The following is a 24,588-nucleotide window of genomic DNA, read 5'->3' on the forward strand; positions in this document are numbered from 1 at the left end:
GTGGGAAAATAATAGACGATTGACAATCATTACAGTCTGTAATCATTATTGGGTCAGCACGGTTCGCCCCGAGATTGAGGATCACCGCTGATGAGCACCACCATCGCTCGCACCAACCCCGCAGTTCTCGCCCCCGTCGCCGCGTTCGCGGCGCTCACCATCGCCTACGTCGCCACCAACGCCCGCACCCCGCACCCGGACGCGAGCGGTGCGGATGTGCTGGCCTACACCACCGCGCATGCCGGGCTCATCGATGCTGGAGCGCTGCTGCTGGTGTTGTCCGCCGCGCCGCTGGCCATTGCCGCCGGGCTCATCCAACAGGTGCTGCGCGGTCCGTCCATCGCCACCATCGGCGGTGCGCTCGCCGCCGGCGGGCTCACCTTCAGCGCGCTGTTCTCCTGGGCCGGCGGGAGGCTGAACGGTGCTGCCGCACCGGAATTGGCCCGCGCGATCGCCGATCTGGGCTTCCTGTCCGGCGGCCCGGCCTACGCGGCCGGCTTCGGGCTGCTGGCCGTCGGCATCGCGATTCCGGCGCTGCTGGAACGGAAGCTGCCGACCTGGCTGATCTGGTGTGGATTGGCCGTCGCCGCCGCGGCCGCGCTGTCCACGCTGGCACTGATCGTCTCCGGGTTCGCCTTCCTGCTGCCGGTGGTCCGCTTCGGCGGTCTGCTCTGGCTGATTGCCGTGGCAGTCGTACTGTCCCGGCGCTGAACCGCCCGGCGCTCTGCCGATTCACCTGCCGCTCAACCTGAAGACCGAGAAGGTCGCCACCCACATGCCCGAGGTGGTGCGGCAGCAGGTGGCGGCGTTGCATCCGCTGCGGCGCATGGGATTGCCCGCCGATGTGGCGCAGGCCGCGCTGTTCCTGGCCTCGGATGCCTCGTCCTACCTGAGCGGCATCACCATCGATGTGGCGGGCGGGCGCATCACCAATTGAACCGCGCCCCAACCGAATCGCGTCATCAACCGAGCAGCGCGCCGATCGAGCGGCGGTGGCCCATCCCGGGTCACGCCGCTCAGTGTTTCAGGCGGCCGGTAACTTTCGGCGGGCATGTCCCGTCATATGGGTATGAGCACCGAAGACCGGCCGGACGACGCGTTCACCGGAGCCTGGCGGCGGCATCGCGCGTACGTGGTGGACCTGGCCTTCCGGCTGCTGGGCGATATCGGCGCGGCCGAGGACGCCGCGCAGGAGGCGTTCACCCGGCTGGCCCGCATGCGACCCGGCGAGGTGAGCGACGAGCGCGCCTGGCTGACCGTCGTCACCAGCCGCCTGTGTCTCGACGAATTGCGCAGTGCGCGAGCGCGTCGCGAGCAGGCCGGGGATCCGGGGCAGCTGGAGGCCGAGAAACCGGTCGCACACGCCGTGCCCCTCGACCCGGTCGACCGCATCACCCTCGACGAGGAGGTGCAGCTGGCGCTGTATCGCATGCTGCAGCGCCTCGCGCCCGCCGAGCGGGTGGTGCTGATCCTGCACGATGTGTTCGCGGTGCCGTTCGAGCTGGTCGCGGACACCGTCGGGCGGCCGGTCGGCACCTGTCGGCAGCTGGCGCGCCGGGCTCGCATCAAGATGTCGGAGGCGCGGCGGCCCGGCGGCCCGGTGGCCCCGGCCGAGCACCGGGCGGTGACCGAGCGGTTCATCGCCGCCTGTGCCGGTGGGGATCTGGACGAATTGCTGGCGGTGCTGGATCCGGAGGTCTGGGGCATCGCGTCGTTCCGGCCGGACTCGCCGATCGTGGCGCGGCCGAGCCGGGGGCCGGAGATGGTGGCCGCCAATATGATCGCGTTCTGGGGGCCCGGGGTCACGCTGGTCACGCATTCGGCGTTCGGGCGGCCCGCCCTGCTGGCCTACCGGGATCGGGAGCTGTTCGGCGTGCTGGTGCTGACCATTGCGGGCGATCGGATCGTGAGCATCGAGGCGACCGTGGATGTGTGAGGTAACTTTCCGGGCGGGCGTCCCGTCTTGAATTCATGACTCACAACAGGATTCGTGCGCGGCACGGAAAACTCGCGGTAGCGGCGCTGTTCGGGATGATGCTGACCTGGAGCGCGCCGGCCGCGCACGCCGATCGGGCTGCCGATGTGGACCGGTACCTGGGTGTCTGGAACTACGATCAGCCCAACCGCGCGGATGCCACCGATATCGCCTCGGTCGGGCAGTTCGGCCTCGGGCTGCTGACGTTTCCGCAGGTCGGGACGGTGGATTTCGCGAGGAGTGCGGATGGGGACATCACCGGCCACACCGATCAGGGCTGCACGTGGCACTTCCGGGTGAACGGCGACGCCCTGGATCTGACCAGCACCGACCAGTACTGCTTCAACTCGGTGATCGGCTCGGGCTACAACATCTACTACTGGCACGTCACCGTGCACGACGGGCATGAGCAGGAGGTGATCCGCGCCAACAGCTATCTCCCGTACGGCACTTTCGATTTCGAACTCGCCAATGGCAAGCGGACCAGAGCCGACGCCGCCGATCCGGGTGACGCGGCACGGTTGTTCACCGGCTCCTGGGCGTACGACCCCACGAATCTCGCCTACCTGAACAACCTCACCTCCCCGGGATACCAGCCGAAAACAGGTGTGGTGCAGATTGATTCGAGTGCCGGACCGCTGACCGCCCACACCGACGACGGCTGCTCGTGGACCCTGGACGCCCACGGCAACACCGCCGAACTCGCACCCGCCGGCCAGACCTGCCAAACCCCCGGTGGCACCGTCACCATGTCGTTCTGGTCGATGGCCAGCGATGGCACGCACCTGATCTCCATCATGAACAGCACCGACCCGCAGGGCGATTCGTCCTTCCTCGCCAGCGGCAGCTCGACCCGGCAGCCCTGACCCGCGCCGGCTGCCGGGCCCGCGGGCTAGCGGACGGCCCCGACGGCCGCCTTGGTGACGGCTGCGACCAGCGAACTGTCCGGAGTGGCGGTCTGCTCCGGTTTGTCGGTCAGGACGGCGATGACCAGCGGTGCGGAACTGCCTGCGGGCCAGGTGATGGCGACGTCGTTGGCCGCTCCGTGGCCGTCACTGGTGCCGGTCTTGTCGGCGGTCTTCCAGTCGGCGGGGACTCCGGCCCGGATGCGGTCCTTACCGGTGCTGGTGGCCAGCAGCCAGTCGGTCAGCTGGGCGCGCTCGGGTGCGGCGAGCGCGTCGCCCAGCACCAGGGCGCGGTAGTCGGCGGCCAGGGCGGCGGGGGTGCTGGTATCGCGTTGGTCGCCTGGGATATTGGAGTTCAGGTCCGGTTCCCAGCGATCCATGTGGGTGACCTGATCGCCGATCGACCGCAGGAAGGTATTGAGACCCTCCGGGCCGCCGATCAGCTTCAGCACCTGGTTGCCCGCCGTATTGTCGCTGATCGTGATGGCCGCGTGGCAGAGCTCGCGCACCGTCATGCCCGAGTCGACCCGGGTCTTGCTGATGGCGCTGCCGCCGATCACGTCGTCGGCGGTGAAATGGATGACCTGGTCCAGGAATCCGCTGGCGAGTGGGTGCGCGTGCAGCAGCGCGCCGCAGGCCAGGCCTTTGAACGTCGAGTCGAAGCCGAAGCGCTCGTCCTGGCGATGGCCGAAGGATTTCCCGGTGCCGGTGTCGGTGACGAATACACCCGCGCGGGCGCCGTGGTCGCGCTCGAGCGTCTCGATCGCCGTGTCGGTACTGGTGACCGAGGTGGAATTGCTCTGGGCAGCTTCGCTTTTCGTCGCCGACGTGCAGCCTGCCGCGAGTGGTGTCAGCAAGAGGAGCGAAATCAGGGCACGGTGTTTCAGGGTCGACAAAACAAGCCTCTCAATCTTTTTCGAGTGCTGAAGGTGTATTCGGCTCGCGCCGTATGGAATTGGTGTCGAGGAGAAACGGAATCGGTGTCGTGGGGAGTCAGTGCGGGGCGCGCAGCATGCGGCCCGCGGCCTGCACGGCGGGCTCGGAGCTGCCCGCGTCACTGATGAAGACGGCGAACGCGAGATCCCCATCGATGCCGACGAACCAGCCGTGCGCGTGCTTGTCGTCGATGTACTCGGCGGTGCCGGTCTTGCCGAGCAGACCGGGAATATCACGCAGTTCCGTGGCCGTGCCGCCCGTAATCGTTTCCCGCATCATGGATTTCACCTGATCGGCAATCCCCGGCGGCAGCGCGGGCGGCTGCCTGTCGGGCTTGCCGGGCTGGCCCTGGACCACCGTCGGCGGTTGGACCGTGCCCTGCGCCAGCGCGCCGGCCAGCAGCGCCATGCCGAACGGCGAGGCGGTCACCTTGCCCTGCCCGATGCCCTCCTCCACCCGCAGCGCGGGCGTGTTGGCGGTGGGCACCTTGCCGGTGACGGTGGTCAGTCCGGGCGTCACATAGTCGATGCCGAGCCCGAGCTGGGCGGCGGCATTGGTCAGCCCGTCCGGTGCGAGCTGGACCGCCAGCCGGCCCATGGTGGTGTTGCAGGACTTGGCGAAGGCGGTGTGCAGCGGCACCTGGCCGAGGTCGAAGTTGTTGTCGTTGGGGATCTCCCGGCCCTCGATGTTCTCCTTGCCGGGGCAGGCGACCATGGAGTCGGGAGTGACCTGGCCGGCCTGCAGCGCGGCCGAGACGGTGACCGTCTTGAAGGTCGAGCCCGGCGGGTACAGCCCGGTCAGCCCGATCGGTCCCTGCGCGTCACCGGCCGCGTTCTGTGCCATGGCCAGCACGTTTCCGGTCGACGGTTGCACCGCGACAATGGCCGCCGGGGTGGTGATCGGGGCCAGCGCGGCCTCGGCGGCCCGCTGCAAACCGATATCGAGGGTGGTGTGAATATCGGTGACCGGCTTGGGATCCGGACCGCCCACCCGCTGCGTGCCGTCACTGCCCTGGGCGCGCACGGCCCAGCCGGCGGCGGCGTCGGCCTGCTGCTGCCACAGGTCGGAGAGGCCCGAGAAGGTCGGGGAGGACAGGGCCTTGTCGACGGCCAGCAGCCGGGTCTGCTGGGCGGTGGTCACATTCGCGAGGTTCGTGAGGGCGGCTTGGACGGTGGCGTAATCGGATTCGCGCAGGGTGACCGCCGTGATCGGCTTGCCCTGGGCCGCGGCCAGATCCGATTGCAGACTCGCGGCCGTGACATCCGGTGCGACCGGTTGCAGTGCTGCCGCGACGGCCGCCGGGTCGGCTCCGGGCGCGACGTTGACCAGCGTCACCACCTGCTGGGTGAGCAGATCACCGCCGGCGCTGTCGAGGACCTTGGCGGGGTCGGGGTAGACGAGGCTGTAGGACAGCGGGCCGACATTGAGGCCGGGCGCAACGGTCGCGGGATCCCACTGGATCTTCCAGTCGCCGCCGGACTGCGTGGCCCGGCCCGAGGTGGTGTACGTCCACTCGTTCTTGCCGTCCTTGCCCAGCTTCCAGGTGGCGGCCAGCGTGAAGGTGCCGCCGTCGTCGGTCTTCTCGACCTTGCTCGCCGCGAAATGCACCTGCTTGCCCAGGCTGTCGTAGAGCGGGCCGAGCGCGGCGGAGGCCTTGGCCGGGTCGCTGGTGGCGTTGGCGGCCGCCGGTACGTCGTCGCGGTTCAGGGCGTCCGCGAAGCCGTCGACCGTCTTGGACAGTCCGGACGTGGCATCCGATCCGGAGCATGCCGTCGCCGTGACCAGCATGGCCGCGGCGCAGACACCGGTGAGGGCCTTCCTGCTGAACTCTGCCATGACAGCCACCCCAACATGGATCACCGGTGGCTGTCCAAGACCAACACGGATGAGAACCGATATAGCAATCGATATCGTCGCAGCGTGCGGGGTGTCTTGGAGCGGCGTCACGGGCGGTTGACGGGCCGATCGGGGCACCGGGAATGCTGGGGGAGTGGACGAGATCTTCCGGACGGCCGGTGTCGAGGGCCGGGTGCATGCCCGCTGTTTCGATTGTGACGGCGAATTCGGCTGGGCCGCCGACGAACCGGCGGTGTTGTCCTCGGTGGTGAAAGTGCCGCTGGTGCTGGAGTTCGCGCGGCAGGTGGCGGCGGGGCAGCTCGATCCGGCCGATCGGGTGCGGGCCACGGCGGCGGACCGGCTGGGCGGCGTCGGCACCGCGGGCTGCCACGACGATGTCGAATTCAGCCTGCGCGACGCCGCCTACTTCGCGCTCACCGTGAGCGACAATACCGCCGCCGACCTGCTGTTCGATCGGGTCGGCGTGGAGAATGTGCGGTCGCTGGCGCGCGAGCTCGGGCTCACCGGCACCCGGATCATGGGCTCGCTGCGCGACATCCTCTACAGCATGGCCGAGGACATCGGGGCGCGTGACCTGTACGAATTCGCCCGGCGCTACCCGGAATCCAGCGCGGCGGAGGTGTTCGGCTCGCGGGCGGTGGATCCGCTGCGCACCACGGCCGGGACCGCGCGGGATATGACCCGGCTGCTGTGGCTCATCGGCGAGGATCGCGCGGGTTCGCCCGAGGTGTGCCGGTTCGTGCGGGATCTGATGCGGCAGCAGGTGTACGGGCATCGGCTGCCGTCGGCGTTTCCGCCGGGCACGGACATCTGGTCCAAGACCGGGACGCTGCCCGGGATCCGCAATGAGATCGGGGTGGTCGGGTATCCGGATGGAAGCCGGTACGCGGTCGCGGTTTTCACCGCGTCACACAGCCTGGCCGGGCGGCAGCCCGCGGTGGATCGGGCCATCGGCGCGGCGGCGCGACTGGCCGTCGAGCGCATCGATCACGGCCGGCCCGCGACCACATCCCAGGGCCGGCGCTGCGGCGTGTCTTGAATCGGGGCCGGCCGGGATGCGCCGTCACCCTGCACCACCGTGACGATGAGGTCGGCGAGTTCCCGGACCAGCGGGTGCGGGGCGGCGGCGGGCCAGGTCAGGGCGAGCCGCCAGGTCAGCGTGCCCTCGGGCAGTGGCCGCCACACCACGCGCGGCTCCTTCTGTGCCACCAGGCCCTGGTCGAAGGCGACGCCGCGGCCGGAAAGCACCATGCCGAGCACGAATTCGGGATTGCGGGCGTGCTGTACCGAGGTGGGGCGGAAACCGTGCTCCCAGCAGGTGCGCAGGGTGGCGTCGTAGAGGCCGGGCGCGGCGGCGCGCGGGAAGATCACCAGTCCGTGCCCGGCCAGATCGGCCAGGGTGAGGGCGGCCCGCGCGGCCAGCGGGGAATCGCGCGGCAGCACCACGCCCAGCGGGGTCTCCACCGCCGGGCCCGAATCCAGGCCGACCACATCCACCGGGTACTGCAGCAGCCCCGCGTCCAGTTGCCGATCCGCCAGCAGCCGCACCTGTTCGGCGGTGGTCAGCTCCTGGAGGTCCACCCGCACCTGGCGGCTCTCGAACGCGGTGAGGATGGCGGCCAGCACGCGGCCCGCCAGTTCGGGCGGCACGCCCACCCGCAGTGCGTCGATCTCACCCCGATGCGCCTTGCCGACCAGCGATTTCGCCCGCTCCCAGCGTGCGATCAGGTCCCGCGCCTCCACCAGCAGGATCTGCCCCGCCTCGGTGAGCTCCACCCGCCGGCTGTCGCGTTCCAGCAGCCGGGCCCCGATATCGCTCTCCAGCTTGCGGATTCGCTGGCTGAGCGCCGGCTGGGCGATCCGCAGCCGCTCGGCCGCCCGGCCGAAGTGCAACTCCTCGGCCACGGCGATGAAGTAGCGCAACTGACGCAGCGGATCCACCCGACCGACGATATCGGTTTCCTTATCGCCGGGTCAGGCCCGGGCGCGCACCTCGAGAATCTGCAGGCAGCGCCCGATCGGCCCGCGCTCGTCGTGCAGCACGGTCGAGCACATCCCGACCCCGTCCGGCCCGATCGACGTCTGCACCGCGAGCCCGATCCACTCGCCCTCCGGCAGCCGGAACAGGTCGATCGTCAGGTCGGTGTTCAGGAACGTCCACTGATACGGATCCAGCTGCGCCCCAATCCCATTGGCCACATCCGCCACCGAGAACACCCGCACCAGCGGTGAGATCTCCTCCCCTTCGACCACCTCGACGAGGGGCCGCACCCACACCCGCCGGGTGATGTCGTCACTCTCCACCGCCCGGATGTCCACCGACTTCACATACCCGACATCCCACCCGTCCGGCACGCCCCACCCGATCTCGGACGCCTCCGGCACCGTCGGCAGCGGCGCGTCGGCCGTATGCACCACCGACGAACTGTCCGACGTGGCAATCCGCCATGCCGAAGCCTTCGCCACCGCCCGCCGGCTCCCATCCGCCTGCGTCGCCACCAACTCCGCCCCCACCAACTCGACCCGCCTCCCCGGCCGCTCCACCCACGCCCGCACCTCGACCTCCCCCACCGGCACCGGCCCCAAAATCTCCATCGTCAACCGGGCAACCCGCGCCCCCTCCCGAGGCACACACCGCTCCACCGCCCGAGCCAGCAGCGCCGAAGGCGGCGCCCCGTGCTGCATGGAAGCCGCCCACACACTCACCGTCGACCCGGTAGCCCCAAACCGCTCGAACCCCTCATCCCCCACCCCCTGCGCGACGTAATAAGCCTTGGTCCCCGCCTCCTCCAAGTCCGCCCGCTCCACCGCTGTCACGTCATGCATCTGGGTCACCCAGCCAACGTATCAGCCCACGTCCAACCCACTAGACGCTGTACGACAAACGCCCGATTCCACTCCGCAATGAACGCAGCGCGAGCGCTGCTGGAATGCGAGAGCGGCGGTCGACTTCCCCGAGGTGGTGGGCTCAGAGTTTGTAGCCGATGGCGCGGAGGAGGTGGTGGCGGTCGGTGCGGTCGGTCTCGGTTTCGATTCCGAGGGGCGGTGCACCGTCGACGACGCCGATGATGCCGCGGCCGAGGGAGGTTTCGGCGATGAGGACCTCGACGGGGTTGGCGGTGGCGCAGAAGATGGTGCAGAGCTCGGGGATATGGCGGATCGCGTTGAGGACGTTCACGGGGTAGCCGTCGCGGAGGAAGACGATGAAGGAATGGCCGGCGGCCAGGGCTGTTGCGTTCTTGGTGGCGAGGTCGACGAGGTCGTTGTCGTTTCCGGACCAGCGGATCAGGCGGGGGCCGGAGGCTTCGCAGAAGGCCAGCCCGAAGCGGAGTTGCGGGCCGGTGCCGACGAGGGCTTCGTGCATGTCCTCGACGGTCTTGATGAAGTGGGATTGCCCGATGATGACATTGAGCTCATCGGGATTCTCGATGGGCACCGCTGTCAGTTCCATCGGGCTATCGTCCCTCGTCAGGCGGCCGGGGAACAAGATCAGGGAGCTGTCGGGGCGGGAATTCGGGCGAATTCCCACGGTGACAGCTCCCTGATCTTGTCGGGGCTGGGTCAGGACACGGGGTCGGGTTCGGGGGCTGGGATGGATTCGGCGGCGGGGGCCTGCTGCTTGCCGAGAATCGAGTGGCGGCGGCTGTAGGTGAAGTAGATGACGATGCCGAGGACCATCCAGATGACGAAGCGGAGCCAGGTTTCGATGGAGAGGTTCAGCATCAGCCAGAGACAGGCCAGGGCGGCGAGGATGGGGATGACCGGGACGAGCGGGACTCGGAAGCCGCGCTTCAGGTCGGGGCGGGTGCGGCGGAGGATGGGGACGCCGAGGGAGACGAGGACGAAGGCCACGAGGGTGCCGATATTGACCATTTCCTCGAGGGTTCCGAAGTCGACGAAACCGGCCAGGAGGGCGCAGGCGACGCCGACGATGACGGTCAGGCGGACGGGGGTGCCGTGCTTGCCGGTGTGGGCGAGGCTGCGGGGGAGCAGGCCGTCGCGGGCCATGGCGAACAGGACGCGGGTCTGGCCGAGGAACATGACCATGACGACCGTGGAGAGGCCCGCGAGCGCGCCGATGGAGATGATGTTCTTCACCCAGGTCGCACCGTGCAGGGCGAAAGCGGTTGCCAGGGTGGCGTTTCCGCTCGCGAGCTCGGTGTAGGGGACCATGCCGGTGAGGATCAGCGAGACGGCGACGTAGAGCACCGTCACGATGGCCAGCGAGCCGAAGATGCCGCGCGGGACATCACGCTGCGGGTTGCGGGTCTCCTCGGCGGTGGTGGCGACCACGTCGAAGCCGACGAAGGCGAAGAACACCAGCGAGGCCGCGGCCAGCAGGCCGTACCAGCCGAAACTCGTTCCGCCGGAACCGGTCAGGAAGGAGAACAGCGACTGGTGCACGCCACCGGCCTGCGCGGAGGGCTGCGACGGCGGGATGTAGGGGCTGAGGTTGGACGCCTTGAAGTAGGTGGCGCCGACCACCAGCACGAGTGCGATCACGGCCAGCTTGATGGCCACCGCGACGGCCGAGACCCGCGAGGACAGTTTGGTGCCGGTGGCCAGCAGCACGCCGACGATGGCGATGATGACCACCGCGCCCCAGTCGAACGAGATGGATCCGACGTGCGCGACCGGATTCACCAGGCCGCCGAGCACCTCGCCGAGATACTGCGACCACCCCTTGGCGACCACCGAAACGGCAAGGGCGAACTCGAGAATGAGGTCCCACCCGATGATCCAGGCGATGATCTCGCCGAAAGTGGCGTACGCGAACGTGTACGCACTGCCCGCCACCGGCACGGTCGAGGCGAATTCGGCGTAGCACAACGCCGTCAGCCCGCAGGCGATGGCCGCGAACACGAAGGCCAGCGAGACCGAGGGTCCCGCGACCGTGCCTGCGGTCCGGGCGGTGAGCGTGAAAATGCCCGCCCCGATGACCACCGCGACACCGAAGATGGTGAGATCCCTCGCCGTCAGATCCTTGCGTAGCTTGGAATCCGGCTCATCGGTATCCCGGATCGACTGCTCGACCGATTTGGTGCGGAACACTCCGCTCGCGAACGCCACTTGTCGTCTCCTCTCTGAAACTACGGTGCGGCGATCAGAGGGCCCGCGGGATGGCGTCGAGACGCCGCTCCGCGAACCTGTTGGCCGCCGCTCCGGTGCCGATTCCCTCGGCCTTGGATTCCGCGATGATGTCGCGGCAGCGGTCGAAGATGCCCCTCACCGCATCTTCGACCTCGGCCGGCGCTGCCTGACGCAGCTCGCCGGCCACCTGAACGAGCCCACCGCCATTGGCCACGAAATCCGGGACCCAGGTGATGCCTCGCTCGTTCAGGGCGTATTCCACTGCGGGCGTGGCCAACTGGTTGTTGGCGGCGCCGCAGACGAGTTTCGCCTCGATGGCCTCGGCGCTGGACGCGGTGAGCGTGCCGCCGAGGGCGCAGGGGGCGTAGACGTCGACCGGAGCGGTGGATACGTTGCTCAACAGTCGAACCGACGGATTGTCCTTCGAAATGCGTTCCAGTGCCGCCTCGTTCACGTCGGTCGCGCAGACCTCCGCGCCGTCGGCGAGCAGCAGCTGGATGAGTTCGCGGCCGACCTTGCCGACACCCTCGACGCCGACCGTGCGGCCCGCCAGCGTGGGTGCGCCCCACACGGATTCGGCGCCGGCGCGCATGGCGTTGAACACGCCCAGCGCGGTGAGCCGGGCGCTGTCGCCGGAACCGCCCGCCGCGGTGCTGCGACCGGTGACATGGCTGGTGTAGCGGCCGATGGCGTCCAGGTCATCGGTGTTGGTGCCCACATCGCCCGCGGTGATGTAGCGCCCGCCGAGGGATTCGACGAACCGCGCGTAGGCCGCGAACAGCTTCTCGCTCTTGTCGAGGGCCGGATCGCCGATGATGACGGCCTTGCCGCCGCCCAGGTTCAGGCCGGCGGCCGCCGCCTTGTAGGTCATGCCCCACGACAGTCGCAGCACATCGTCCAGCGCTGCCGCCTCCGAGGCGTAGGGGTACATCCGGGTGCCGCCGAGCGCCGGGCCCAGCGTGGTCGAGTGAATCGCGATGATCGCCTTGAGTCCGCTCTTGTCGTCCTCGCAGAACACCACCTGCTCGTGGCGCCGGGCGCTCAACTCGTGCGAGCGGCCGAAAACACCTGCGTCGGTGTGCATTGCGGTCACAATCGATTCCTTTCGTGGACGCCGCTTGTGGCGGCTGGGTGGTGGCCGCGTGGTGGGCGGCCGGGTGTCGTGCCCGGATTCCGGGCACAGGTCACCGCGGCACGGCGGCGGGAACGATGCCGCCGTACTGCGTCGGGTATGGAATTGGGAAGGGTGAGCGGCCCGGGTCAGCCGTCGAGGCCGAGCTCGCGGAGGCGGGCGCGGTAGAGCTCGACATTGCCGAGCTTCACGTCCTCGTAGCCGCGGACCAGGTCGGGCAGGGCCGCCGCCTCGGTGGCGGTGGCGTAGCGGTCGGTGGTGAGATCGGCCGCGAGGCGGTGGACCATGCCGGTGTAGTGGGACAGCAACTCCCGCTCCACCTTTCGGACATGGGCGTAGCCGAAGGGGTCGAGCTTGGTGCCGCGCAGGGACTTGCCCTTGGCGAGCAGCTTCAGGGCCACATGGGATTTGGGGGTGAGGCCGATCTTCTTCTTGCGGCCGAGGGCGCGGAGCACCGGGGGATGCAGCTTGTAGGTGAGGTTCTCGCCGCCGGGGACCTGGGCCCGCACCTCGTCGAGGAAGGCCGGGTCGACCAGCAGCCGGGCCACCTCGTACTCGTCCTTGTAAGCGGTGAACTTGTACAGCCCGCGTGCCACGGCCTCGCTGAATTCGGTGCGCTCGGTGACCGCGCGTTCGGCGTTCCAGGCCGCCTGGACGGTGTCGATGTAGCGGCGGGCGACCTTGGCGTTCTGGTAGCCGATCAGCTCGGCGGCCCGCAGCTCCACCAGTCGCCTGACCTCGCCCTCGAAGCTGGTGCCCGCCAGCAGCTCGGCGGGGGCGATATGCGGAGTGCGCTGTGCCGCCGCCGAATCCGTGGCAGCCGCGAAGGCGGCCGGATCCGCGATGGCCACGCGACCCCAGCGGAATGCCGCGATATTGGCCGATACCGCGACCCCGTTGATGGTGATCGCCTCTTCGATCGCCGCGGCGGGCAGCCGCAGGCCGCCGGTCTGGAAGGCCGCGCCGACCATCAGGAAGTTGGCGGCGGCGGTATTCCCGAACAGCCGCTGTGCGGCCGCCAGGGCATCGAAGCCGAACTGCGAATCCGACACCGCCGCAAGCCGATCCAACAGCGGCCCGGTCTCCGGGTAGGTGACCGACTTGTCGTAGACCATGTCACCGGTCGGGGTCCGGCTGGTCGAGGCGACCACGACCGTCGCAGCCGGATTGCCGTACTGCAGGTTCTTGGGATCAGCGGCGGTCAGCAGATCGATGGCCATGATGCAGTCCGCGCTGCCCGGGGTGAGCCGGTTGGACGGCTCCAATTCCGTTGTGGAGAACCGCAGGTGGGACAGCACCGGCCCGGCCTTCTGGCTGAGCCCGATCTGGTCCAGGCTCTCGACCGCGTACCCGGCTCGCAGCGCGGCGGTGGCCAGCACCTGGTTCACCGTCACGATGCCGGTGCCGCCGATGCCCGCGATGAGCACGTTCTGCGTGCCCAACGGCGCGCCGAGTCCCGGATCGGCCACCACGGGCGGCTCGGCCGCCTTCCGGCGCTTCGGAGCGGCCGACTTGGAACCCTTGCGACCCTTGGCATCCGGGTTCAACTCCACCGTCACGAACGACGGGCAGTCGCCGTCCAGGCAGCTGTAGTCGGTATTGCAGGAGGTCTGGTCGATGCGCGTCTTGCGCCCGAACTCGGTCTCCACCGGCTGCACCGACAGGCAGTTCGACTTGGTGCCGCAGTCGCCGCAGCCCTCGCACACCGCCTCGTTGATCACCACGCGGGTATTGCGCACCGGCAGCGTGCCGCGCTTGCGCTGGCGGCGGGCGTCGGCGGCGCAGTGCTGGTCGTAGATCAGGACGGTGACGCCCTCGATCTCGCGCAGCATCTTCTGCGCCTCGTCGAGCCGGTCGCGATGCCACAGCAGCGTGCCCTTGGCCAGCGCCTTCCTGTTGTGCCGCTTGGGATCGTCGGCGCAGATGACGATCTGCTTCACACCCTCGACGGTCAGCTTGTGGGTCAGCTTCGCGACTGTCAGCCCGCCCTCCACATCCTGCGCGCCGGTCATGGCGACGACCTCGTTGTAGAGCAGCTTGTAGGTGATGTTCACCCCCGCCGCCACGCACGCCTGGATGGCCAGCTGCCCGGAGTGGAAGAAGGTCCCGTCGCCGATGTTCTGGAACAGGTGCGGCACATCGGTGAACGGCGCCTGCCCGATCCACTGGCTGCCCTCACCGCCCATCTGGGTCAGGCCGGTGACCGCGCTGTCGCTGCGCCCGGACAGGGTGACCAGGGTGTGGCAGCCGATGCCGCCACCGCCGATCGAGCCCTCGGGCAGGGCGGTGGAGCGGTTGTGCGGGCAGCCGCTGCAGAAGTACGGGGTGCGCTTGGCGGACAGCACCTCCAGCGAAAGCGCCGGCGGCGGAGCCTTCTTCAGCTCGACCCGCTCGCGCAGCACCCGCCGCAGCGGGGCCAGCAGCCGTCCCGCGGTGAGCTCGCCGTCGAACGGCATGAGCGGCAGGCTGTTTCCATCCAGCTTGCCGAGTATCTGCGGGGCATCGACGGTGCCGTACAGGATTTCGCGGATCTGGGTCTCGATGAAGGCGGTCTTGTCCTCGACCACGATCACCTGCTCCAGACCCCGGGCGAACTCGGTGACCCGCTGTGCCCCAACCGGATATGGCATGCCGATGCGCAGCAGGCGAATGCCCGCGCGGTGCATGGCCTCCTCGTCCACACCCAGATCGACCAGCGCCTGACGCACCGCGTCGAAGGTGGTGCCGGTGGCCGCGATGCCGATCCGCGCGTGCGCCGGATCCACCTCGATGACATCGAGATCATTGGCCGTCCCGAAGGCGCGCACGGTGGCCCAGCGTGGCCCGTACAGGTCGGCCTCGGCCAGCACACTGTCCGCGGGCGCCGCCATCGGCCGCTGTCGGTAGGCGAAAGTCTTTCCCTCCCACTGCACTTCGGGTACGTCGATGGGGAGCTCAGCGACCGAGGAATCCACCGTCCACGCGCCGTCGGCGACATCCGCCACGATCTTCAGGGCCACGATGCAGCCCGAGGCCCGCGACAGTGCCACCCCCTGCATGCCCATGGTGATGATCTCGCGGGCATTGCGCGGGAACAGCACCGGCACACCCATGGCCGCCAGCGACCGCTCGCTCACCGCGGGCACGGTCGAGGACTTCGAGGCCGGATCGTCACCCACCAGCAGCAGCACGCCCCCGCGCGGATTCACCCCGTACATATTGGCGTGCCGGATGGCGTCGGTGGCCCGGTCGACGCCGGGCCCCTTGCCGTACCACACACCGACGACGCCGTCGTGGGTCGCCGTCCCGGCGGGCAGATCCGCCTGGCTACCCCACACCGAGGTGGCGGCGAGCTCCTCGTTGAAGCCCGGCACGAAGGCGATGTCGTGTTCGGACAGCACATTCGGCATGCCCAGCAGCATCTTGTCGACCCCGCCCAGCGGGCTGCCCTGATACCCGGACACGAAGGTCGCGACCCGGTGGCCGGCGCGCATATCGCGGACATGCTGTTCCACCAGCAGGCGGGCGATGGCCTGCACACCGGTGAGAAGGACCGGGCCTGCGCCGGACCGGTAGCGGTCGGCGAGGTCGTAGGGCGTAGCCGGTTCGGCCTGTCGAACAGGCACGCAGGCAACGTCGGTCATGAACAGTCACCACACTCTCCACAGCCCAGATCGTGAGCTGCAAACCAAGGGACCAAAGCGATCGGTGCAGCGAAATCTGCCGTGGTGTGTGATCCGTGTCAACAGATGCGCGAAAAGTTGATCAGACTGCTCAAAAGTGATCTGGAACACTGTGACGTACGTAGCATTTTGCTCGAGCGTTCACGTGGAAGTCCGCTCGAGTCCCCCGGTTCGTCATTCGGGGGGCTGGCTCGTCAGATGCTCGACGAGCGGCAGCGACCGGTACTCGACCGGAGTCGCGAGGGCCAGCATTGTTTCGGTGTGCTTCACACCGGGGATCGCGTGCACGCGCTGGATGATGGACAGTAGATCCGGCTGGGACCGGGCCGCGATACGCACCAGCAGATCTCCGCGCCCGGTCGTCGCGTGCACCTCGAGCACGTTCGGGAACTCCCGCAATGCCTCGACGATGTCGTTCATCTTGTTCTGGTTCAGCTCGATGCCCAGGAACGCGTGCACCGCGAACCCGATGGCCTGCAGATCCACGTCCGGCGGATACCCCCGCACCGCGCCGGACGCCTCGAGCCGCTTCATCCGCGCCTGCACGGTGTTGCGCGCGATCCCCAGCCGCTGCGCCAACTCCAGAATCGGCACCCGCGGATCGGCCGCCAACTCCGCGAGCAGCGCGGAATCGAGGCCGTCGATCTTGATGCTCATGCCGCATTGTCGCACAGCCGCAGGCCGGGGCCGGCGGGCCGGAAAAGTCGCTCCGGCCCGCCGGCCGTGGCTCAGCTCAGGCCCAGGACCACGGCATTCCCGTCGTGATCGCCCGTCGAGGGCCTTTCGCTACTCGCGATTACACCGCGCAGGGAGGCGAGCAGCGCGGGGGATACGGGGACGATCAGGTCCACGGTGCGATCGGCCGGGGTGCCCCCGGAGTGCGGTCCGCCGACCCGGGTGGGCTCGTTGAACGACAGCTCGCGATGCAGGGACGCGAGGTCGAGCAGCTCCAGGGCCGGGCCGGGGCGTTCGGGGGCGGAGTGATCGATCATGGTGGAGCGGATGATCAGGTGATTCGAATCCTGCTGGGGGAGGACCAGTTCCAGCAGGCGGGTCTGGCAGGGCCATTCGCACAGGCCGGAGGTGAGTACGTGCCAGAATCCGCCCGCGGGGTCCTTCTGCGGATCGGGACGGTGGCGCGGGGTCACCTCGTTGCGGTGCTCGTGCCCGGCGATCCACAGCACCACATTGCCGAAGCGGTGCAGCAGCGCCTCCAGATCGGCGGCGAGGTAGCGGGTTTCGCCGTCCGGGTCGGGTGCCGTGTTGGTCAGCATGCCCAGACCGTGGTGGGAGGCGATGATCACGGCGCGGTCCCGGTTCCCGGTCCGGACGATTGCGCCGTCCTCGCCGCGATACGACGAGTGCGCCGCGATCAGCTGATCGACCAGCCAATCCCATTGGCGTGCACCGATACTGCCGGTGACGTGCCCGGCGGGGTGGGTGGAGTCCAGCACGATCATCCGCACGCCGGGGACCGTGTCGTAGCTGTAGTAGGTGGTGCCCTCGATCAGGTTCTGCTCGGTGAAGCCGTGGCCGCGCGGCTCGGTGGGGCTGTCCAGATGGGCGCGCACGTATTCGGCCGGGCTGATGACCCGGCGGTCGGCCCGGGCGGCGATGGGGACGGCCGGACCCTGCGAGAGCACGGTCGGATCGGGCAGGTACCGCCGCATCGGATCGGCGGGCGGGTCGATGCCCAGCGCCGTGGGCGCACTGTCGCCGGTGACCAGCGCCTGGTACTCCGGGGTGACGGGCGCGCGGCCCTGGACCAGGCAGTCGTGGTTGCCGAAGCAGGCCAGCCAGGGCACGCCCAGGCCGCGGGTGCGGAAGGGGCGGGCGGCGGCCGCCAGCAGGCCCGGGACGTCGGGGAATCCGTGCTCGCGCTTGTAGACGTCGCGGGATTCCGGTTCCGGGTTGTAGAACTCGGCCGAGACGGCGTACGCGGGCAGCGTTCTGGTCTCGGTCGCACCGAAGTTCGGGTCGAGTACGGTGTCGCCGTCCAGCAGCGCGAACAGGGCCGACAGCTCGTTGGATTGCGCGCTGTCGATATTGTCGCCGGTGGTGACGACGAAATCGATGGTGTCCGTTCCGAGTTCGCGCAGTGTGCGAATGGTGGCCTCGAAGGCCTGCAGTGCCACCGGTTCCTGCGGGCGGTAGGCCGGGAACATGAACTCCCACCCGGGCCGGCCCGCCAATCCGTGCAGAAAGGTGAGACGGCCTGGGGAGACGGGATCGGCGATCTGGAAGTCGGTCAGCTGGACGAATCGCGCCACGGTCGCACCCGGGTCGAGGGTGGTGCCGGGGGCGAGTTCGGTACGGGCCGACCGCGGTTCGGCCGGACCGCGTTCCAGGCCCCGATACCGGCCATCCGCGTCGAGTGCCGCGCCCGGCCGGATCGTGTGATCGGGAAAGGTCACCGGTTCATCCCACGGATTCCGGTGCAGCCGAACCGTATTGCGCGCGGCCGGAGATCTCCGCCGAGAGCTCTTCCAGCGTGCGACCCTTGGTCTCCGGGGCCAGCGTGGCCGCGATGGCCAGGCCGATGACACTCGCGCCCACGAACAGCCAGAGCACGTGGTGCAGGCCCCACGACTTGATCAGGGTGGGCAGCCACAGGGTGCCGATGATCGCGCCGATCCGCGACACCGAGGTGCCCAGGCCATTGGCGGTGGCGCGCACGGCTGTCGGGAAGACCTCGCTCGGATAGACCAGGTTCATGATGCCCGGGCCGGAGTTGGCGAACAGCACTGCCGCGCCGAGCAGCACCACCAGGCCGGTCAGTCCCGGGTTCTGCCACAGCGCCAGCGCCGTCAGGGCGAGGAACATGCCGATGAAGCCGACGATCAGCAGCGGACGGCGGCCCACCCGGTCCACCAGGGCGACACCGGTGAACGCGCCCCCGACGCCGACCAGGGCGATGATCAGCGAACCCGTATAGGTGCCGGTCGTACTGGTCGTGACCTGCTTGAGGATGGTCGGCGTATACAGCGTGATGCCGTAGTACGACAGCGTGTACATGAACCAGAACCCGCAGCAGAAGAACGTGTAGCGCAGCAGCGGCATGGTCAGCAGCGTGCGCCACGGTGAATCATGCTGCGGCGCAGCGGGTCCGGACAGCCGTGCGGTGGCGTCGCCCAGTCCGGTGAGCACGGCGTTCGCCTCCTCGCCGCGGCCCTGGGCGGCCAGCCAGCGCGGGGATTCCGGGATGCTGCGCCGCATCCACAGCACGATCAGCGCGAATACCGCACCCAGGACCAGCATGACGCGCCACATGGCGTCGCCGAGCGGGAGCAGGGCCAGCGCGAAGGCGTAGGTGGTCGCCGCGCCCACGAACCAGGTGGCGCCGAGGCGGCACATGAGGCTGCCGCGGCGTTGGGCGGGTGCGTATTCCGCGAGCAGCGAGGTGGAGATGGTGTAGTCCGCGCCCAGGGCCAGGCCCAGCAGGAAGCGGCAGACCAGCAGCTGCCAGGCGTCCTGGGCCAGCGCGGCGACCAGGGCGAAGAAGACGAACCCGATGAGGTTCACCAGGTACATCTTCTTGCGGCCCAGCCGGTCGGTGAGGCGGCCGAAGACCAACGCGCCCACGAACATTCCGACCACCGCGGCCGCGGACAGCGCACCGGCCATGAAGGTGGACAGGTGCCACTGCTTGGTGACGGTCGGCAGTGCGACCGCGATCACCGTGATGTCGAAGCCGTCGAGGAACATGCCGGCGGCCGAGAGCACGGTCACCTTGCGGTGGAAGGTGGTCAGCTCGGTGGAGTCGAGGACTGAAAAGGCATCGCTGGACACGATGGTCCTTCCTGGGGAGATCGAATTGCTCAATCGTTTTAGCAAAGGTAGAGGCGTCGAAGCGAGCACTCGCCCCGGACGTTGTCGAGAGTTCAGAGTGCGGTCATCCGAGTTCAGCCTCCGTTCGCTAGTGTTTCTCTCCGTGGTAGCCGGGAGCGAACCGATCACGCAGCGCGATGTGGCGATATCGCTCGGAGTCTCCATTTCGGCGGTCAGCCTGGCACTCGCCGGACGGCCCGGCGTCAGCGACCAGCTGCGAGAGCGCATTCTCCAACGCGCCACCGAACTCGGCTACCGGCCCAATGCCTCCGCGGTCGCCCTGCGCACCCGGCGCACCCGGGTACTGGGACTGCTCATCCGCAACCTGCGCAACCCGCACTTCCTGGATGTGATCGACGGCTTCGACGAAACCTGTTCCGCCGCGGGCTACGACGTCATGGTCGGCTCCTCGCGCTACGACGCCGGCCGGGAGCGTCAGCTGCTCGACGCTTTCCAGCATCGGGCCGTGGACGGGCTGGCCATCGCACCCATCGGCACGAGTCCGCATGCGCGGGAATGGCATTCGGTCACCCGGCGGCCGGTGGTGCTGCTCGACACCGCCGACCGCGAGCATCCCGGGCTCACCATGAGCGTGCGCTCGGACCAGGAGACCTCGGTCGATCTCGCGGTGCGGCATCTGCTCGGCCTGGGACACCGGCGGCTGGCCATGGTGGTGGCGCCACCGGAGAAGTCCCCGGATCCCGAACGGCTGGAACGCTTCCGGCGGCTCGGCGCCGAACTCGGCTTCACCGCCCTCCCGGTGACCACCGAACTCTCCGCCGACGCGGCCCGCGCCGCCGTCACCGCGGCCCTGCGGGCGCACCCGGACGAGCGGCCCACCGCGTTCATCACCAACAGCGACTACATCGCCCACACCGTCTACCTGTCCGCCGCCGACTGCGGACTCCGTGTACCCGAGGACGTTTCGGTCATCGGCCACGACGACCTCCCCACCTCCCCCTCCCTGTCTCCGGCCCTGACCACCCTGGCCGTCGACCGCCACGCCATCGGCTGCCGCGCCGCCACCCTCCTGATCGACGCCCTCCACTCCCGCCCGATCGACCAGCCCAACATCGTCGTCCCGGTCCACCTCGAGATCCGATCCTCAACCGCCCCACCACCCCGGACCACCTAGACCGCGCCGCCACCCCGGCTCGGCCGGCAGTCGCCGCTGACCCGGATCGGATCGGTCTGCATCGGCGACCGGATGGCCTACATCAACCCCGACGAATGCACCGACTGCGGCGCCTGCGAACCGGCCTGCCCGGTCGAGGCCAGCTACTACCAGGACGATATGCCGGACGGGCAGGAGGAGTTCATCGCCGAGGATCGGCGGTTCTTCGACGAGCCACTGCCCGGCCGCACCGAGGCGCTCGGAGCGCCGGCGGCGCCTTCCGATTCGGCACGGCGGGCGTCGACACGCCGTTCGTAGCGGCGTATCAGAGGTAGGGCTGGGGGCAGTCCGGCGAATCGCTTGTGGCAGAACGCGGTACCCGCCGACGGCATGCCGGCGACCCCCGTATCGGGACCCTGCCGCTAACGCGAGTTCGCGGCACCCCGATGATCTAGAGGTGACAGGTGCACGGCGGGATGCCATCAAGACCAGGTCAGTGGCGATTCTCGCGATGGGCGCTGCCCTCGCGGCGGTGGCCACCGGCTGTGGGACCACCACTTCGACGGGCCCCAGTTCCACGGCCCCCACCTCGGCTCCCGTCGCCGCCCAGCAGTCCGACGCCCCGGCGGGCAGCGGCCACGGGCTCTGCCTCGACATCAATTCCGACCTGGCCCGGGAGGCCATCGCGCGGCTGTCGCCGCCGCCGGTCGGCGGGTGGAAGACGGGTCAGGCCGCCGATGATCAGATCTCCGCGGGTTGTGCCGGGGTGCTGTCCTGGATGACGGTGAATTCCGACACCAACCACCCGTACACCCACGTTCTGTTCTTCACCAACGGCACGTATCTGGGGACGGCCACCCCCAACCCGTACATGTACACGATGGTGACCGGCAAGACCCGCACCTCGCTGTCGCTCACCTACCACTGGCTCAACGGCAACGACCCCATGTGCTGCCCCCAGGGCGGACCCAGCGTGGTCACCTTTACTCTCACCGGCACTACTGTGAAGGCCGACGGCCAGCTCCCGCCGCACAATTGAACCTTCCGCCATCCGAGGAGACGTCCCGCGTGCGAGTTGGAATCCTGTCGTTCGCGCTGGTCGTCGCCACCGCCCTGCTGACCGCCGACACCGCGGCCGCGCCGCCGCGTCCCGCCCCGATCGCAGCGGTCGGCGGTCGGCTCACCCCGCCCATGGGCTGGAATTCGTGGAATTCCGGAATTCCGCTGACCGAGCAGAACATCCACGAGGTCATCGACACCATGGTCGGCTCCGGCATGCGCGACGCCGGATACCGCTACGTGAATCTGGATGCCGGATGGGCTGCCCCGAAACGCGACGCCGCCGGGAACCTGCGGGCCGATCCGCGGCGGTTCCCGCACGGCATGGCCGCGCTCGCCGACTACGCGCACGCGCGCGGCATGTATCTGGGCCTGTACTCGAGCCCCTACAACGAGACCTGTGGGCAGACGCCCGAGAATGCCGGTCGCGGGCACGAGACCGCCGATGCGCGGGCCTTCGCGGACTGGGGCGTCGACTTCCTCAAATACGACTGGTGCCGGGCCGACACCGACCTCGCCGAGCAGGTGCCCGCCTTCACCGCCATGCGGGATGCCCTGCGCGCCAGCGGGCGGCGGATCGTCTACAGCATCAACCCGAACAGTTCCGGCAACCTGCACGCGGGCGGGGACTACGACTGGTCGACCATCTCGGATATGACCCGCAATACCGCGGATCTGATTCCGCTGTGGCACAACGGGTCGCCGGATCAGCACCTGGCCACCCGATCCGGGCGCGGCCTGATCGGTGTCACCGACGAGCTGGGGGCCGCCGAACCGCTGGCCACCCGCACCCGCCCGGGCTACTGGAACGATCCCGACATGATGGTGGTCGGGCTGCCGCTGACCGAGTTCATCGGCGCGCATCTGGCGGGCTATCCCGCCGACGTTCTGGCCGGGCCGTTGACGACCCGCCAGATTCTGGAACTCGAGACGTCGTTCGATCTGTCGCCCGAGGTGGTCGGCCGCCTGCGTGATCCGCAGTTCAGCCTCGATCCCGAGGAGCAGCGCGCGCACTTCTCGCTGTGGGCCATGCTCGCGGCGCCGCTGATCGCCGGAAACGATGTGCGCGCGATGTCCGAGCAGACCCGCGCCCTGCTGACCAATGCCGATGTCATTGCCGTGGACCAGGATTCGCGGGTGGCGCAGGCGACGCCGCTGCCGGGGGACGGGCGGATTCTGGTCAAGCCGCTCGCCGGCGGCGCGGTGGCGGTGGCCGTGTTCAATCCCGGCGATCGAGCGGCGACCATCGAAACCGGGCTGGCCGCAACCGGATTGCGGCAGGCCGAGTGTTACTCGGTGCGCAATCTGTGGACGCACACCGACACCACGACCACCGGTGCACTGAGCGCCGCCGATATTCCGGCGCACGGTGTGGCCATGTTCGAGGTCGGTTCCGGCTGTGCGGCAACTCCATCCGGAGAGTAGACAGTAGAACTATCCGATAGTTACGCTATCCATTATGGATGCCAGCACTGAGCCCGAATCCGCCGCCGAACCCGGCCCCGCCTCGGGGGTCAGCAGGCGACGGCTCCTCACCACCACCGGAGTCGCCGCGACCCTCACCGCGGCGGCGGGCGCGGCCGGCGGCATCGCCCTCGTCCAGGGCGGAGCGCCGACCCCCGTGGTAAAGCCTTCCGGCGCACGGCGTTTCGACCGGAAGGTAGTACTGATCACCGGCGCCACCTCCGGGATCGGCCGCTCGGCCGCCCTGATGTTCGCCGCCGAGGGCGGGCACGTCGGATTCTGCGGCCGCAGAGAACAACTCGGCCGCCAGGTCGAACAGCAGATCCGGGCCGCGGGCGGGGAAGCCACCTACATCCGGGCCGATGTCCGGGTGGAATCCGATGTGCGCCAGTTCGTGGACGCGGTCGCCGACAAGTACGGCGGGCTCGACGTCTGCTTCAACAATGCGGGCATCACGCTGCAGAAAGCCTTGCACGAGTACAGCTCCGCCGAATGGGACGATGTCGTCAACACCGACCTGCGCGGCAACTTCCTGGCCTTGAAATACGAGATCCCGCACCTGATCGCCCGCGGCGGCGGGGTCGTGGTCGTCACCTCCTCGTCCAACGCCATCGCCACCACCGAGGGCCGGGCCGCCTACACCGCCGCCAAACGCGGGCTGGTCGGCATGGTCCAAGCGGCCGCCTACGACTACGCGGACAAGAACATTCGCATCAACACCCTCATCCCCGGCACCACCGACACCGAACTGGTCCGGCGTGCGGCAGGCGCGATGAACCTCCCCGACGAGGTATGGAAGACCATGACCGAGGTCTACGGCAAACAGCACGTCCCCGGCCTGCGCCGCATGGCCACCCCCGACGAGATAGCCGCCTTCGCCCTGGCCCTGGCCTCCGACGACTTCCCGTACATGACCGCCGCCCAGATGGTGATCGACGGCGGCAAAACCGCCTACGCGGGATAGCGGCTACTTCGGATCAACGGGTCTGTGTGATGCGGCTGTGCACCTCGGCGGCTACCGCGGCGTCGCCGCGGGGCGTGGGGTGGAAGGGGAGGCCGACGAGATTCACCTTGGGGTCCAGGACGGAGAGCAGCCAGGGGTCGGGGGAGCAGAGGCCGTGGCCGGCGGTGGGGGTCCGGGCGTCGACGAAGTCGATGGAAAGGGCTTGGGCGGCATCGCGTTCAGCGTCGTCCAGGCGGTTCCAGAATTCGTTGATGGCAGTGGCTCGGGGCTGGACGTAGCGGAAGACGCCCAGGACGTCGAGACACCAGGCGGTCGAGTTCGCCGGGGCCAGTTCGGGATAGCCGACCAGTTCGATCTTGGCGTTGGGCGCGTAGTACTTCACATAGTCGACGACTTTGCGGATGCGGTCGGCGTAGGCCGGTCCGTTGACCGTGTCGAGGTCGGGCCATCGGCCCTGGGACACCGCGTCGGCGTCGCAACCCTGAGAGATGTTGAACGCGCAGGTCAATTGGGCGGGGGCATCGGCGGTGGTCGCCGAATCATGCGGCCACTCGTCGTTGGCTCCCAGCTGGATCGCCACCACCTGGGTGCGGGGCCCGAA

At 68.9% G+C, this 24,588-nt stretch carries 22 protein-coding genes; 10 read left to right on the forward strand and 12 right to left on the reverse strand.

Going from position 1 to position 24,588, the window contains the following annotated elements; all coding sequences use genetic code 11:
• Window positions 1–90: 90 nt before the first annotated feature.
• The 4 genes from ACFXN1_RS35645 to ACFXN1_RS35660 all read left to right on the forward strand — a co-directional run bounded on the left by ACFXN1_RS35645 (window position 91) and on the right by ACFXN1_RS35660 (window position 2,841).
• A complete protein-coding gene (locus tag ACFXN1_RS35645; protein ID WP_379436885.1) occupies window positions 91–711 on the forward strand; it encodes a DUF4386 domain-containing protein in 621 nt (206 codons plus the stop codon).
• Window positions 680–937 carry an SDR family oxidoreductase gene (locus ACFXN1_RS35650; RefSeq protein WP_379436887.1) on the forward strand — a complete coding sequence of 86 codons (258 nt, stop codon included), beginning with the start codon at window positions 680–682 and terminating at the stop codon, window positions 935–937. The genes ACFXN1_RS35645 and ACFXN1_RS35650 overlap by 32 nt, the downstream gene beginning before the upstream one ends.
• Before the next feature lie 132 nt (window positions 938–1,069).
• Window positions 1,070–1,936, forward strand: a complete 867-nt coding sequence (gene sigI / locus ACFXN1_RS35655; RefSeq protein WP_379436888.1) for an RNA polymerase sigma factor SigI — start codon at window positions 1,070–1,072, stop codon at window positions 1,934–1,936.
• A gap of 35 nt (window positions 1,937–1,971) precedes the next feature.
• The gene (locus tag ACFXN1_RS35660) at window positions 1,972–2,841 is read left to right on the forward strand and encodes a hypothetical protein (RefSeq protein WP_379436890.1); all 870 of its coding nucleotides are present in this window, start codon (window positions 1,972–1,974) and stop codon (window positions 2,839–2,841) included.
• A 26-nt stretch (window positions 2,842–2,867) separates the two neighbouring features.
• On the opposite strand, the gene bla is transcribed toward ACFXN1_RS35660, so the two are convergent.
• Together bla and ACFXN1_RS35670 are read right to left on the reverse strand one after the other, a co-directional pair.
• A complete protein-coding gene (bla, locus tag ACFXN1_RS35665) occupies window positions 2,868–3,737 on the reverse strand; it encodes a class A beta-lactamase (RefSeq protein WP_379436891.1) in 870 nt (289 codons plus the stop codon).
• Window positions 3,738–3,873: 136 nt separating this feature from the next.
• Window positions 3,874–5,652, reverse strand: coding sequence for a penicillin-binding transpeptidase domain-containing protein (locus ACFXN1_RS35670; protein ID WP_379436893.1), 1,779 nt, complete (start codon window positions 5,650–5,652; stop codon window positions 3,874–3,876).
• A 154-nt stretch (window positions 5,653–5,806) separates the two neighbouring features.
• On the opposite strand from ACFXN1_RS35670, the gene ACFXN1_RS35675 reads away from it, so the two are divergent.
• Entirely contained in the window at window positions 5,807–6,712 is a 906-nt protein-coding gene (locus ACFXN1_RS35675; RefSeq protein WP_379436894.1) for a serine hydrolase, read from the forward strand.
• On the opposite strand, the gene ACFXN1_RS35680 is transcribed toward ACFXN1_RS35675, so the two are convergent.
• The 9 genes from ACFXN1_RS35680 to ACFXN1_RS35720 all read right to left on the reverse strand — a co-directional run bounded on the left by ACFXN1_RS35680 (window position 6,661) and on the right by ACFXN1_RS35720 (window position 19,551).
• Window positions 6,661–7,614, reverse strand: coding sequence for a LysR family transcriptional regulator (locus tag ACFXN1_RS35680; RefSeq protein WP_379400891.1), 954 nt, complete (start codon window positions 7,612–7,614; stop codon window positions 6,661–6,663). The two genes, ACFXN1_RS35675 and ACFXN1_RS35680, sit on opposite strands and share 52 nt — an antisense overlap.
• Window positions 7,615–7,647: 33 nt before the next feature.
• On the reverse strand, window positions 7,648–8,499 hold the full coding sequence (locus ACFXN1_RS35685) for a thioesterase family protein (RefSeq protein ID WP_379400977.1): 852 nt from the start codon (window positions 8,497–8,499) through the stop codon (window positions 7,648–7,650).
• A gap of 142 nt (window positions 8,500–8,641) precedes the next feature.
• A complete protein-coding gene (locus ACFXN1_RS35690; protein WP_379400892.1) occupies window positions 8,642–9,124 on the reverse strand; it encodes an adenosine-specific kinase in 483 nt (160 codons plus the stop codon).
• A 110-nt stretch (window positions 9,125–9,234) separates the two neighbouring features.
• Complete coding sequence (locus ACFXN1_RS35695; protein ID WP_379400893.1) at window positions 9,235–10,743, reverse strand: amino acid permease; 1,509 nt, start codon at window positions 10,741–10,743, stop codon at window positions 9,235–9,237.
• 34 nt (window positions 10,744–10,777) lie between these two features.
• A complete protein-coding gene (locus ACFXN1_RS35700) occupies window positions 10,778–11,848 on the reverse strand; it encodes a Glu/Leu/Phe/Val dehydrogenase (protein WP_379436959.1) in 1,071 nt (356 codons plus the stop codon).
• 176 nt (window positions 11,849–12,024) lie between these two features.
• Entirely contained in the window at window positions 12,025–15,519 is a 3,495-nt protein-coding gene (locus tag ACFXN1_RS35705; protein WP_379436895.1) for an indolepyruvate ferredoxin oxidoreductase family protein, read from the reverse strand.
• Window positions 15,520–15,732: 213 nt separating this feature from the next.
• Entirely contained in the window at window positions 15,733–16,215 is a 483-nt protein-coding gene (locus ACFXN1_RS35710; RefSeq protein ID WP_379400895.1) for an Lrp/AsnC family transcriptional regulator, read from the reverse strand.
• Between the two features lie 71 nt (window positions 16,216–16,286).
• Complete coding sequence (locus ACFXN1_RS35715; RefSeq protein WP_379436896.1) at window positions 16,287–17,972, reverse strand: hypothetical protein; 1,686 nt, start codon at window positions 17,970–17,972, stop codon at window positions 16,287–16,289.
• A 4-nt stretch (window positions 17,973–17,976) separates the two neighbouring features.
• On the reverse strand, window positions 17,977–19,551 hold the full coding sequence (locus ACFXN1_RS35720) for an MFS transporter (RefSeq protein WP_379436897.1): 1,575 nt from the start codon (window positions 19,549–19,551) through the stop codon (window positions 17,977–17,979).
• On the opposite strand from ACFXN1_RS35720, the gene ACFXN1_RS35725 reads away from it, so the two are divergent.
• The 5 genes from ACFXN1_RS35725 (at window position 19,490) to ACFXN1_RS35745 (ending at window position 23,987) form a co-directional block, all read left to right on the forward strand.
• Window positions 19,490–20,521, forward strand: a complete 1,032-nt coding sequence (locus ACFXN1_RS35725) for a LacI family DNA-binding transcriptional regulator (protein ID WP_379436898.1) — start codon at window positions 19,490–19,492, stop codon at window positions 20,519–20,521. The two genes, ACFXN1_RS35720 and ACFXN1_RS35725, sit on opposite strands and share 62 nt — an antisense overlap.
• A 72-nt stretch (window positions 20,522–20,593) precedes the next feature.
• Window positions 20,594–20,818, forward strand: coding sequence for a ferredoxin family protein (locus ACFXN1_RS35730; RefSeq protein WP_379436899.1), 225 nt, complete (start codon window positions 20,594–20,596; stop codon window positions 20,816–20,818).
• Between the two features lie 139 nt (window positions 20,819–20,957).
• The gene (locus ACFXN1_RS35735) at window positions 20,958–21,539 is read left to right on the forward strand and encodes an LppP/LprE family lipoprotein (RefSeq protein WP_379400899.1); all 582 of its coding nucleotides are present in this window, start codon (window positions 20,958–20,960) and stop codon (window positions 21,537–21,539) included.
• 29 nt (window positions 21,540–21,568) lie between these two features.
• Window positions 21,569–22,984: a glycoside hydrolase family 27 protein gene (locus ACFXN1_RS35740; RefSeq protein WP_379436900.1), complete on the forward strand. Its 1,416-nt coding sequence runs from the start codon at window positions 21,569–21,571 to the stop codon at window positions 22,982–22,984.
• Between the two features lie 34 nt (window positions 22,985–23,018).
• Window positions 23,019–23,987, forward strand: a complete 969-nt coding sequence (locus tag ACFXN1_RS35745) for an SDR family NAD(P)-dependent oxidoreductase (RefSeq protein WP_379400901.1) — start codon at window positions 23,019–23,021, stop codon at window positions 23,985–23,987.
• Between the two features lie 13 nt (window positions 23,988–24,000).
• Here ACFXN1_RS35745 and ACFXN1_RS35750 read toward each other — a convergent pair.
• Window positions 24,001–24,588 (reverse strand): SGNH/GDSL hydrolase family protein (locus tag ACFXN1_RS35750; RefSeq protein WP_379463782.1); only part of this gene is annotated, 588 nt, incomplete at its 5' end.

It is taken from the genome of Nocardia sp. NPDC059154 (assembly GCF_042755705.1).
Taxonomy (GTDB): Bacteria; Actinomycetota; Actinomycetes; order Mycobacteriales; family Mycobacteriaceae; genus Nocardia.